A 12,224-nucleotide genomic window follows, 5' to 3' on the forward strand; every position below is an offset into this window, starting at 1 on the left:
CGAATGAGTAAGCGATTCACCAAGAGTCACGAATACATACGAATGGACGGAGACGTCGGAGTGGTCGGAATCAGTGATCACGCGCAGAAGGAGCTCGGTGACGTGATCTTCGTCGAGCTTCCCGAAGTCGGCTCGGCCGTGACCGCCGGCGAGCAGTTCGGCAGCATCGAGTCCGTCAAGGCCTTCTCCGATCTCTACTCCCCTGTTTCAGGAGAGGTCGTCGAGATCAATGGCTCGCTGGCCGACAAACCGGAGTCGGTGAATACGTCACCCTACGAAGACGGTTGGATGATCAAGGTCAGGTTGCGGGACACCGCCGAGCTCGATGCTCTGATGGATTCCGCGGCATACGACGCCTGGGTTGCTGAAGAATCCTGATCGTTTACGCGGATCGTAACGGGCGGCAATCGATCCGCTGGGGAAGCTCGGTCGCTCCCGATCTCTCAAACCGCACTGGAGAAAATCCTTGGACACGACTGCAATGAGATTCATTCCGAATTCGTCGGAGGACATTCGGGAGATGCTGAAGACGATCGGAAAGAGCTCGATCAATGAACTGTTCGAGTCGATCCCGGCCGAGCTCCGGCTCGATGCCCCGCTCGACCTGCCGCCTCCGATGTCGGAGATCGAGCTGCGGCGATGGTTTCGCGGCGTCGCGGACCGTAATCTTTCGGGCGACAAGGCGGTCTCGTTTCTGGGAGCCGGCGTCTATCACCATTACCAGCCCGCCTGCGTCGATCAGCTTCTTCTGCGGGGAGAGTTTCTGACGGCGTATACGCCCTATCAGCCCGAGATCTCTCAGGGAACTCTGCAGACGATCTTCGAATATCAGACGCATCAGTCCCTCCTGACGGGGCTCGAGGTCGCCAATGCTTCGCTTTACGACGGCTCGACTGCCTTCGTGGAGGCAGTTCTGATGACCTCGCGCGTTCGGAGAAACACGTCAAAGGTGATCGTGAGCCGCGGCGTGCATCCGGAGTACGTCGAGACCCTGCGAACGTACGTGCAGAATCTCGACATCGAGGTCGTGATGGCCGATCTGGACGATGAAGGGAGAACGAGCCTCGAATCAATCGCCGCCCATCTCGACGAAGCTGTCTTCGCGGTCGCAGTGCAGAGTCCGAACTTCTTCGGGGTGGTGGAGGATTACGATGCTGTCCGGCAGGCGACCGAGCAACAGGAGGGTCTGATCCGAATCGCCGTGATCGCCGAGGCTTCCTCCCTCGGGATTCTGTCGCCGCCGGGCGCGCATGGATTTCAGATCGCCTGTGGCGAAGGACAGGCCTGGGGGATCGCCCCGCAGTTCGGCGGCCCGTTCGTCGGCTTCCTCGTGGCCGCGGACGAGCTCAAACGTCACATGCCCGGACGCCTCGTCGGAGAGACCGTCGACGTCGATGGAAGGCGTGCCTGGGTGCTCACCCTCGCCAGCCGTGAACAACACATCCGAAGAGGCAAAGCCACATCCAACATATGTACGAATCAGGCGCTGATCGCGCTCGCAGCGAACATCTATCTTTCGCTGATGGGGAAGGACGGGCTCCGGGAAGTGGCCATGCAGTGTCTTGGCAAAGCGGCATACCTCCGGAGACGGCTCGAGCGAATCGAAGGCGTCGAGATGCCCTATTCGTCCCCGATCTACAACGAGATCTTCGTCCGAACCTCGAAGAACGCTGACTCACTGATGGAAGCGATGGAGAAGCGGGGCATTCTTGGTGGCGTTCCACTCGCTCGCTACTTCGACGAAGAGAAGAACGGTTTTCTCGTCGCGGTCACCGAACTGCACACCAGAGCGGATCTCGATCGTTACGCGGACGAGCTCGAGGCTCTGGTCGGAGGTGCGGAGTGAGTGAAAATCGGATCGAAGAGACCGTGCGGGGAGCAGGGATGGCGCGGGCCGAGAAGTCGAGCGTGACGCAGGGACTGACGCGAGAGTCGCTGATCTTCCAGCATTCCCGGACAGGACGGAGGGGCTACCGGCTGCCGGAGATGGACGTCGAAGAGGCGAATCTCGACGAGATTCTTCCCGCGGGTCTGCGACGTGAGTCGATCGAGGGGGAGTGCGAGGTGTCGGAGGTCGATGTGATCCGGCATTTCACGCGTCTCTCGAAATTGAACGTTTCGATCGACGGCGGTCTCTACCCTCTGGGAAGCTGCACGATGAAACACAACCCGCGGATCAATGAAGAGATGGCTCGGATTCCCGGGCTGGCCCTGACGCATCCACTCCAGGCGGAGCGGCAGGTGCAGGGCTCGCTCGAGATTCTCTGGACGCTCGAGCAATCGCTTCGTGAGATCTTCGGGCTGCCGAAGGTCACTCTGCAGCCGGTTGCCGGTGCGCATGGCGAGCTGACCGGAATTCTGATGATTCACAAGGCTCTCGAGAAGAGCGGCAACCCGCGCAAGTACATTCTGATCCCCGATTCGGCGCACGGAACCAACCCCGCTTCGGCTGCATTTGCCGGCTACGACGTCCGGGAGCTGAAGTCGAACTCGCGCGGAACTCTCGATCTCGATCTTCTCGAAAAAGAGGTTGACGAGGACGTCGCCGCCCTGATGATCACCGTTCCGAACACGCTCGGCGTATTCGAGTCCGGCATCCGGGAGATCGCCGACATCCTCCACCGCAAGGGTGCGTATCTCTACTGCGACGGAGCGAACCTCAACTCGTTCGTCGGGATCGCCCGGCCCGGCGAGATGGGGATCGACGTCATCCACTCGAATCTGCACAAGACCTTTTCGACGCCGCACGGTGGAGGAGGACCCGGAGCCGGGCCGGTCGGCGTGGCGGAAAGTCTCATTCCGTATCTTCCGACGCCTACCGTGGAACGTCGCGACGACGGAACTTTCTGGCTCGACGCGGACCGGCCGGAGTCGATCGGCCGGATGCGAGCCTTCTATGGAAATTTCGGAGTGCTCGTCCGCGCGCTCGCCTACATCCGGACCATGGGGGATTCCGGGCTCCGGAGGGTTGCCGAGATCGCGGTACTGAACGCGAACTATATCCGGGCACGACTGAGGGATAGCTATCACCTTCCGTACGACGCCCCCTCTCTGCACGAGGTCGTCTTCAGCGACAAGTGGCAGTCGAAGCATGACGTTCACACGCTCGACATCGCCAAGCGTCTGATGGACTTCGGCTTTCATCCGCCGACGATCTACTTTCCTCTGATCGTTTCCGGTGCGCTCATGATCGAGCCCACCGAGACCGAGCCGAAAGAAGAGCTCGATGCGTTCTGCGATGCGATGATCGCCATCGCGAAGGAATGTGAGGAGAATCCGGAGCTCGTGAAGACGGCGCCGCACACGACGCCCGTGCGGAGGCTCGACGAAGCCCGGGCCGCACGACAGCCGATTCTCAGCTGGCAGAATCCGGTGTGAACTTCTCAGTCGCACCGAGGTATGATTCTCGTGTGGCTGAAGATCTGTATGGCACACTCATCCGTTTTCATGGGGAGGTGATGCTCCCCGACCTCACTGAAGCGGTGAGCGAATCGGAAAAGCGGATCCGGGATCAGATGCCCGATCTGTTCGACGGCGTGTTCCAGAGAATGGACCGGCTGGAGATGGAGTATCACGCGCTGAGCAGTGCCGTTGGTCGTATCGAACGCCGGATGGGCTCGCCCGACGCCGAGCTGGAGGAGTCGTCCATCCAGGAGCAGATTCGCGTTCTCAGACAAAGATTCGAAGTTTTGCAGCGTCGGCTCGATGAGCTCGAGTCCACTCGTTGATGGGTCGCCGTCGATTCATGCTTCCGAAGATGGGATCGTCCTGATCTCCTGCCTGGCTTCTCGTGCGATAGAGTTGCGCGACGACGAACCGAGGAGAGGACCGGATGAAAAAAGTAGCGGTGATCGGCGGCGGAACGATGGGGAACGGCATCGCCCACGTCTCGGCGCAGAGCGGTTTCGAGACAGTGCTGATCGACGTGTCCGACGAGAGAATCGATCTCGCCCGGAACACGATTGCGAAGAACCTCCAGCGCGGAGTCGACAAGGGAAAGATCACCGGGGAGGAAAAGGGAGAGATCCTGGGACGGATCGCCATGTCGACCGAGACGGAAGCCGCGCGCGACGCCGAGATCGTGATCGAAGCGGTCGTCGAAAATCTCGAGACGAAGCAGCAGCTCTTTCGAACCCTGGACGAGATCACGGACCCTTCGACGATTCTCGCCTCGAACACGTCGTCGATCTCGATCACGAAGCTCGCGGCCGCGACATCCCGGCCCGACAAGGTCATCGGAATGCACTTCATGAATCCCGTGCCGGTCATGAAGCTCGTCGAGGTCATTCGCGGAATCGCGACCTCCGACGAGACATACGGCCGTGTCGTTCGGATGTCCGAGACGATGGGAAAGACCGCGCTCGAGGTGAACGACTCCCCCGGGTTCGTCTCCAACCGCGTGCTGATGCCGATGATCAACGAGGCGATCTTCGCTCTGTACGAGGGGGTTGCATCGGAGGAAGCGATCGACGGCGTGATGAAGCTCGGGATGAATCATCCGATGGGTCCGCTCGTTCTGGCCGACTTCATCGGTCTCGACGTTTGTCTTGCCATCATGCGCGTTCTCGAGGAGGGATTCGGTGATCCGAAATACCGACCGTGCCCCTTGCTCGTCAAAATGGTGGATGCAGGATGGCTCGGCCGAAAGAGCGGCCGAGGCTTTTACGACTACCGAAACGATGCTGGTTGACATAAACTCGGGGCAGGTCGAGTTGACGTGCCCGAGAGGAACGATTAACGAATGCTTTGTCAGACCTGTGGTGCGCTGAACCACGAAGAGCGGGAGTACTGCTTCCGCTGCCAGAACAAACTGCTCGTTCTGTCTGGTATCGGCGCGTTCGATGCGGATTTCGACGCCGAGTACGACGACCCGGAGGAAGTCTCGTTCGATGAGCATCTTCTCGAGCGTGTCTCGGCTCTCGAAGAGGTCGTGCGGAGATCCGCCGAGACCCTCAAGGCCCTCCTCGGTGAAGTGCGGCAGCAGGAACGATCGATATTCGTCAACCAGACCGGACTCCTCTCGCTCAAGGAGATCCTGGAACGCCGGAGCGTCGTACCTCCAGAAGAGCTCATCGACATCTGGGAATCGAAGATGGGCGAGCAGATGCTGGCGCTCGAAAAGAAGGAGCGCTTCGTCGAGCGACGCGACCGGATCGTCTCTCTGTTTCGTGGTACGCGGAGCGACCGCTTCGGCGAGCTGATCAACGAGGTGGAACAGGCGATCGAATCGTTCGATCAGAAGCGCGCGATGAAGCTGCTGGAAGACGCCTTCAAGCTCGACCGTCAGAACCATGAATTGAGCTTTTTCATCGGTGAAACGTACTTTAATGACAACGATCTGGATCGCTCGCGGATCTTTCTGGAGCGAACCCTCGAGGTGCAGCCGCACCATTTCGATGCGGCCGTCCTCTACGGAGTCCTCCTACGCGAGCAGAACGACCTGACGGGAGCCGAGCAATGGCTCCGGCACTCGCTTCAGATCTCCCAGGACTCCTTCCTGCCGTACTTTTCGCTCGGAGCGATCTACGCGCTGCAGGGCAAATACATCCGTGCGCAGAAGTTTCTGGAGCACGCGATCGAGCTCGAGCCGATCCCGCAGGCGCACTACCTTCTCGGGACGATCCTGTACGAGAAGGGACAGCTCGAGAAGGCGATCAAGGCGCTTCAGACCGCGCTGAGGATCGACCCGGAGTACGAAGAGGCGATCTATTCGCTCGGGCTCTGCTATCTCGATCGCAACTGGCACCGGAAGGCGATGCGATGTTTCGAGAGTGCCCTCGAGCTCAATCCCAACAAGATGGAGTACCAGCACGCGGTTCGTCTCTATCAGGATCACGTCGAGGGACGCCACGACGCGCATCGGTCTCCGGAGTCCGATTCGTTCGGCAAGGCGGAGCAGCTGGCCAACGACCGGAACTACGAGGATGCTCTCGAGGAGTACCGGCGTGCCGCGAAGGCGGATCCGGACAACCCTCGTGTACTTCTTCCGTACGCACTTCTCTGTTCGCATCTCGACGAGAATGCGGAAGCGATCGCGGTTGCGACCCGCATCCTCGCGCAGAAGCCCTCGGAGATGGTCGCGGCGGCGGCTTACACGACCATGGTCGAGGCTCTTCGTTCCGAAGGAAAGTACAAGGAGGGCAACCGGCTCCTCGAGGAGATGTTGTCGAGTGCGAGCTCCAACTACGCCCGTTCGATCGCCTACTACGAAAAGGCTTACAACCTGGCCGAGATGGGCGAGAACCTCGATGATGCTTTGGAAAGCGCGCAACTGTCGCTCAAGTTCTCGCCGCGTGAGCTCAGGCAGTTTCCGCTCGCGGCGCTCGGGTGGGTCTACTTCAAGCGGCACGAATACGACTCGGCGATCGACTATCTGTCGAAGTCGAATGAGATCGGCGCGACGCCGACGCATCTGATGCATCTCGGGATGGCGCTGCTCGAGGCGGGAAAGAAGGAACAGGCCCGGGCCGTGTTCCGACGTGCGAAGAAGTTCGAGGGGGAAGGTGCCGGACTCGAGGAGAAGATTCTCGATCAGATGAGGACCACGACCCGGTTGATCGATCGGATGATCTCGAGGCGACCCCGCGCACGAGCGGTGAAGTGACGACAGTCGTCACGGTAGTTCCGGCCCGCTGACAGCTCCGTACTGAAGGCCGCTTAAAGAGAAGGGCGAAGGCCGCCATGAGAGCCGCACCACGCAACTCACCCCTGCGCGAGAGGGCGCAGACGCTGCTCGATCAGCTGTAGCAGGCGCGTCCGGGCAGGCTTCCGGAGCCGTTCAGGAATCATGTCGGTGCGAACCGCGGTTCGTCTGAAGGACCCCGCCGGTCCTGCGTCGAACGCCGCCACCGTTCGGCCGGCCCCTTCCGATGATCGACACCTCGAGCCTGAACGAACGCCAGAAAGAGGCCGTGCTGCACGGTGACGGCCCCCTCCTCGTCCTGGCCGGGGCCGGATCCGGCAAGACCCGCGTCATCACCTACCGGATCGCCCATCTGATCGACTCGGAACGAGCCCGGCCCGGTGAGATCGCCGCGGTGACCTTCACGAACAAGGCGGCTGCCGAGATGTATCGGCGAATCAGTTCGCTCCTCGGCTCCTCGGTCCACGGCCGGCCCACGATCGCAACGTTTCATTCGCTGTCGCTGCGTGTGCTTCGGGAGTTCGCCGACCGGATCGGTTACACGAAGTCGTTCGCGGTTTACGACAGCCCGGATCAGCTCGCGCTCATCAAACGCGTCCAGCGAAAGCTGGAGATGGACGAGACCGCGTTCCCCCCACGAAGGCTCCGGAATGCGATCTCGGATGCGAAGGGAAAACTGATCTCGGTGGATGAATTCACCGCAAGTAATACCGACTTCTACGGATCGAGGCTCGCTCGCGTATACGGCGAGTATCAGAAGACGCTTCGCGAGCTGGACGGGATGGACTTCGATGACCTCATCGTCAATCACGTCCGACTCCTGCGGGAGAACGAAGATGTCCGGGCGCACCTCCATGAGCGGTGGAAGTACCTTCTCATCGACGAGTATCAGGACACCAACCACATGCAGTACGTACTTGTGCGGGAGCTCGCCGGCCAACGACAGAATGTCACGGCGGTCGGGGACGAGGACCAGTCGATTTACAAGTTCCGGGGAGCTGACATCGACAATATCCTCAACTTCGAGCGTGACTTCGAAGGTGCGGAGGTCATCAAGCTCGAACAGAATTACCGCTCGACCGGAAACATCCTGGCCGCGGCGAGCGCAGTCGTATCGCACAACGTCCGTCGAAAGGGAAAAACGCTCTTCACCGACGCCGCTGCAGGAGATCCTGTGCGAGTGGTCGCGCATCCGCGAGATCGGGACGAAGCGGAGTTCGTGATCTCGAACGTACGCGAGCTCCGGGAAACGGTCCCTCTGAACGAGATTGCGATCCTTTTTCGCACCAACGCCCAGTCGCGCTCGTTCGAGGAGGAGCTCCGGTCTGCCAACATTCCTTATGTCGTCGTGGGGGGCACGAAGTTCTACGAGCGCGCCGAGATCAAGGATGCGCTGGCGTTCGCTCGGGCAGCGATCCGTCATCAGGACGCTCATTCGATCGAGCGGGTGATCAATGTTCCCGCTCGAGGGATCGGAGCGGCGACGATCGAGCGGCTGCGAGCGGCTGCGGAACAGACGGGAGGAACGCTTTGGGATTCGATCGTGGCGCCACCGGAGGATCTCGGGACGCGCGCACGGAAGGCCGTGGCGGAGTTTCGCGCCATCCTCGTCGATCTGGCGAAAGCCGCCGAGGAATCGAACGTGCCGGAGTTCTTCGAGACTCTGCTCCAGCGCACCGGATACAGGCAGCTCTACGTCAACTCGCGCGATCCTCAGGACGATGCCCGAATCGAGAATCTCGACGAGCTCGTCAGTTCCACCAAGGAGTTTCAGGAGGAAAATCCCGATGCGACGGTCAGGGATTACCTCGATGCAATCTCACTGATCGCCGATGTCGACGAGTGGGACGACAAGTCCGGATCGCTGACTCTGATGACGCTTCATTCCGCCAAGGGGCTCGAGTTTCGGGTCGTGTTTCTGACGGGTCTGGAGGATGGTCTTCTTCCGCACGTCCAGTCGAGCGACGACGTCGAGGAAGAGCGGAGGCTCTGCTATGTCGGAATGACCCGGGCGAGGGAGCAGCTCTACCTCACCCACGCCGGGGAGCGGAGAGTGCATGGAACCTTCCGCCAGCAGGAGGAGTCGCCCTTCCTCCTGGAAATCCCCGACGACTGTCTCGAGCGCTCCGGTACGCTGAGCCACGGCCATGGAGGAGCGCGCTCGCGATTCGAACCGGTCAGAGAACGGAGAGAGGCGTCGGGAACGGCCTCGTCGATCGGAAGTTTTTTCAACGCGCCGGTCCGGTTCGATTCCTCGGCGCTGCGCACGAAAACCGCGCGCGACGGCGGAGCGGATGATAAGCTGGAGCGCGGGGCACGAGTCCGTCACGAGCAATTCGGTGACGGCGTCATTCTCCAGAAGGAAGGGTCGGGCGACGCGACCCGACTCACGGTTTACTTCGACCGGGTGGGCCGAAAGAAATTTGTTGCCCGCTTTGCCAACTTGACGAAGATATAGATTCCCGTTGCGGGAATCGTGGAGGAGACTATGGGACCGTTGGGATTCCCGGAGTTGATCATCATCTTTCTCATCATTGTCGTCATCTTCGGCGCATCGAAGCTCCCTCAGCTGGGTCGTGGGATGGGTGAGGGGATCTCGAATTTTCGTGAGGGACTCAAAGGAAAGCAGGACGAGGAGGACAAGCGGTCCTGAGCGCCAGAGATCGACGCTGATCGATGACCGTTTCACCCCCCGCGTATCAGACCCGGCTCTCGAAGGAGCCGCTGGCTGAAATCCTTGCCCGGCTCGCCTTTCACAAAGTGGCGGCATCGGTCCGCTGCCGCGAGCAATCCCGCACACGCAACCTGTTCGTGAGCGACGCCCGGCTCGACTTCGCCTGCACCTCGGATGACCCGATCGGCGCGTTCGGACAGTTGATCGTCGAGCGGGGCCTCGCGACCTTCGGTGATTTCGATCTGGCTCGTTCGCGAACCCTGCAGACCCGCAACATGATCGCCTCCGATCTGGTCTCCACCGGGAAGGTCGATGAATCGAAGCTCAACGGCCTGGTGGGAGATCATGCGAAAACGCTGATCTCCGAGATCTTCGGATGGACCGACGGAGTCGTCGAGGTCCGCCCCGGCAGAACACTTCTCCCCATTCGCCTCGGAATCCCGATCGTCCGCGTGGTCCTCGACGGAGTGAGGCGGTACGGCGATCCCAAACTCCTGACCTCCCGTATCGGACCACGAACGACGATCCTGAAACGGAGCGAAGGTTCTTCGGACGACCTCACCGCAGGAGAAAAGGAACTTCTGGCCTTCATCGACGGGCGACGATCGCTGGAGGAGGTCGTCCGTCATCCCTCCCATCCGCCTCAGGAGAATGTCCGGATCATTTACGGGTTTCATGAGCTCGACCTGGTTGCGCCGAAGGAATCGGGCGTGCGGGTGAAAGTGAAGCTGAAAGAGTGACGGCCGGCCGGCGTTATCTCGTGACTGGCGCTGGTGGAATGGTCGGGAGCGCGCTCTGTGAGGCGCTTCGCGGTAACGGAGTCGATCTGATCGCCGTCGGACACTCCGAGCTCGACGTGGCAAACAGAGAGGATGTCGTCGATCTGCTCGGAATGGTGCGCCCAGACGTTGTGATCAACTGTGCCGCATACACCAACGTCGATGGATGCGAGGACAACCGGGAGCTCGCCATGAGTGTCAATGCGGATGCGGTCCGAACTCTGGCCGAGGAGACGAGCCGGTGGAACGGTCTGCTCGTCCAGCTCTCGACAGACTTCGTTTTCGACGGCCGCTCCGGGGCACCTTACGAGTTCACCGATACGCCGTCTCCGCTGTCGGTCTACGGGGAGTCGAAGCTGAAGGGGGAGCGAGCTGCGGCCGAGGCGGACCGGCATCTCATCCTACGGACCTCCTGGGTCTTCGGCAGAGGAGGACGAAATTTCGTCGAAGCGATCATCGGGCAGCTCGAGTCGGGAAAAGACGAGCTTCGCGTCGTCGATGATCAGCGAGGGCGGCCGACCTGGGTGCCTCATCTGGTCGAAGCGACCACAGCACTGATCGAGGCGACGCTCGGGGATCCGTCAATTTCCGGCACCTTTCACTACGCGGATGCTCCGGCGTGCTCGTGGTACGAGTTTGCCGAGGCGATCGTGAGCGAGCTCGAAGCAAGAGGCGAGCTGGAGAGAGAGATCGATCTCTTACCCGTGAGCAGTCAGGCCTTCCCGAGGCCCGCCCGGCGCCCGAAGTCCTCGGTTTTGTCGACCGCGAGATGGGAAGAGATCACTGGTCGAGCTCCCGAGTCGTGGCGCGTCGGGCTCGCGAATTATCTCGAACAGAGAAAGACGCCCTGAAACAAAAGGAGAGGCGAAAAAGCCTCTCCCCAGTTCAAAACCGCCGATCTCGAATCAGTTCTCGACGGTCTTGCCGATTTCGATCTTCCGAGGTTTCGCTTCTTCCTTCTTCGGAAGAGCGACCTCGAGAACGCCGTCCTCGTAGGACGCCGAGATCCTCTCGGAGTCGACGGACCGCGGAAGAGTGAACGAGCGGACGAAGCGTCCATACGAGCGCTCGACCCGGTGATAGTTGCGCTCTTTGGTCTCGTCCTCGAACTCGCGCGTCCCCTCGAGAGTGAGAACGCCGTTCTCGAACGAGATGTTGATGTCCTCTTTCCGGATCCCGGGCAGCTCGGCCCGGACGACGATGGTGTCGTTCTCCTCCATGATATCTACGGCCGGGGCCCAGCCGTTCTGGGGGACCGAGTCGTCGTCGAAGCGGCCTGCGGTCTCGAACAGCCGGCTGAGATCGCGCTGGATCTGGTTGAAAGGAAATGATCTTCGTACCTGAATCGCCATCATAGCCTCCTTTTTGGTCGATAGATTTTAGTGCTACTCATATATATTTATCGCTCTCGGGAGGAGAATTATTCCAGAATATGATGGTAAGACGCTAAGGTTTTGTACCCGAGGGGGTTCGATTGGCCGGCCGGCGATGGTACTCGAGGAGGAAGCCGTTGAAGGGCGTACGACCCCAGAGCGGCTCCAGGTACCGGTCGAACCGCTCGGCGGGGAAGCAGGCATCGATCGTCTCGAGCGTCGGGACGTTGATCGTGCTCATAAGGTTCCATCCGGTGGTCCGGGCGAAGACCTCTCCGAGCCAGGTCACGCGGGAGCGCCAGCCGCGGTCGGCGAGGGTCTGTCTGAGAATGACTCGGGACCCTTCGGTCAGCCGCTCGCCGATCGAGCTCAGCAGGCTCTGCTGGAGATCATCGTCGAGGTAGTGGATGACGTCGATCAGCGCGACATGGCCGGGGATCTGGTCGAGCTCGGTGAGAAAGCGCGATTCGAAGGTCAGACCGGTGTAATTGGCCTCGGCCACCCGACGAGCAGCATCGATCTTGTCGCCGTCTCGATCGAGACCTGTGATCGGCGAATCGATGCCCGACTCCCGCAGGTAGAACTCGAGTACTCCGAGGCCACAACCGAGATCGAGCAGGGGCCGGTCCATCTGCTCGAGTCTTTGTGCGACTGCGGCATAGACGGGGTCGATGCGGATCTTCCAGTACACGTAGTTCGAGAGCCAGCGACCCTCGTAAAGGGCGGAGATTTTCGAGGCCATCGAGCGGGCGTGC

General features: G+C 60.7%; 12 protein-coding genes. 10 read left to right on the forward strand and 2 right to left on the reverse strand.

Translation table 11 applies throughout. The features are described from left to right. Positions 1–3 precede the first annotated feature (3 nt). The 10 genes from gcvH to rfbD all read left to right on the forward strand — a co-directional run bounded on the left by gcvH (position 4) and on the right by rfbD (position 10,947). Positions 4–378 (forward strand): glycine cleavage system protein GcvH, encoded by a 375-nt coding sequence (gene gcvH / locus KY459_00695; GenBank protein ID MBW3563226.1) that lies wholly within the window; start codon positions 4–6, stop codon positions 376–378. A 103-nt stretch (positions 379–481) separates the two neighbouring features. After that, complete coding sequence (gene gcvPA, locus KY459_00700) at positions 482–1,846, forward strand: aminomethyl-transferring glycine dehydrogenase subunit GcvPA (protein ID MBW3563227.1); 1,365 nt, start codon at positions 482–484, stop codon at positions 1,844–1,846. A gap of 38 nt (positions 1,847–1,884) precedes the next feature. Beyond that, entirely contained in the window at positions 1,885–3,378 is a 1,494-nt protein-coding gene (gcvPB, locus tag KY459_00705) for an aminomethyl-transferring glycine dehydrogenase subunit GcvPB (GenBank protein ID MBW3563228.1), read from the forward strand. Positions 3,379–3,410: 32 nt separating this feature from the next. Continuing rightward, the gene (locus KY459_00710; GenBank protein ID MBW3563229.1) at positions 3,411–3,728 is read left to right on the forward strand and encodes a hypothetical protein; all 318 of its coding nucleotides are present in this window, start codon (positions 3,411–3,413) and stop codon (positions 3,726–3,728) included. A 104-nt stretch (positions 3,729–3,832) separates the two neighbouring features. Next, a complete protein-coding gene (locus KY459_00715) occupies positions 3,833–4,690 on the forward strand; it encodes a 3-hydroxybutyryl-CoA dehydrogenase (GenBank protein ID MBW3563230.1) in 858 nt (285 codons plus the stop codon). A 51-nt stretch (positions 4,691–4,741) separates the two neighbouring features. Continuing rightward, entirely contained in the window at positions 4,742–6,604 is a 1,863-nt protein-coding gene (locus KY459_00720; protein ID MBW3563231.1) for a tetratricopeptide repeat protein, read from the forward strand. Between the two features lie 265 nt (positions 6,605–6,869). After that, positions 6,870–9,101 carry a UvrD-helicase domain-containing protein gene (locus KY459_00725; GenBank protein MBW3563232.1) on the forward strand — a complete coding sequence of 744 codons (2,232 nt, stop codon included), beginning with the start codon at positions 6,870–6,872 and terminating at the stop codon, positions 9,099–9,101. A 30-nt stretch (positions 9,102–9,131) separates the two neighbouring features. Further along, the gene (locus KY459_00730) at positions 9,132–9,296 is read left to right on the forward strand and encodes a twin-arginine translocase TatA/TatE family subunit (GenBank protein MBW3563233.1); all 165 of its coding nucleotides are present in this window, start codon (positions 9,132–9,134) and stop codon (positions 9,294–9,296) included. A 23-nt stretch (positions 9,297–9,319) separates the two neighbouring features. After that, positions 9,320–10,057 (forward strand): hypothetical protein, encoded by a 738-nt coding sequence (locus KY459_00735; GenBank protein MBW3563234.1) that lies wholly within the window; start codon positions 9,320–9,322, stop codon positions 10,055–10,057. Then, positions 10,054–10,947, forward strand: a complete 894-nt coding sequence (gene rfbD / locus KY459_00740; protein MBW3563235.1) for a dTDP-4-dehydrorhamnose reductase — start codon at positions 10,054–10,056, stop codon at positions 10,945–10,947. The genes KY459_00735 and rfbD overlap by 4 nt, the downstream gene beginning before the upstream one ends. 54 nt (positions 10,948–11,001) lie before the next feature. Here the strand turns inward: rfbD and KY459_00745 are convergent, their stop codons facing one another. Beyond that, complete coding sequence (locus tag KY459_00745; protein ID MBW3563236.1) at positions 11,002–11,448, reverse strand: Hsp20/alpha crystallin family protein; 447 nt, start codon at positions 11,446–11,448, stop codon at positions 11,002–11,004. 94 nt (positions 11,449–11,542) lie between these two features. Further along, complete coding sequence (locus tag KY459_00750; protein ID MBW3563237.1) at positions 11,543–12,211, reverse strand: class I SAM-dependent methyltransferase; 669 nt, start codon at positions 12,209–12,211, stop codon at positions 11,543–11,545. Positions 12,212–12,224: the final 13 nt, after the last annotated feature.

Source organism: Acidobacteriota bacterium (assembly GCA_019347945.1).
In the GTDB taxonomy this organism is placed as follows: Bacteria; Acidobacteriota; Thermoanaerobaculia; order Gp7-AA8; family JAHWKK01; genus JAHWKK01.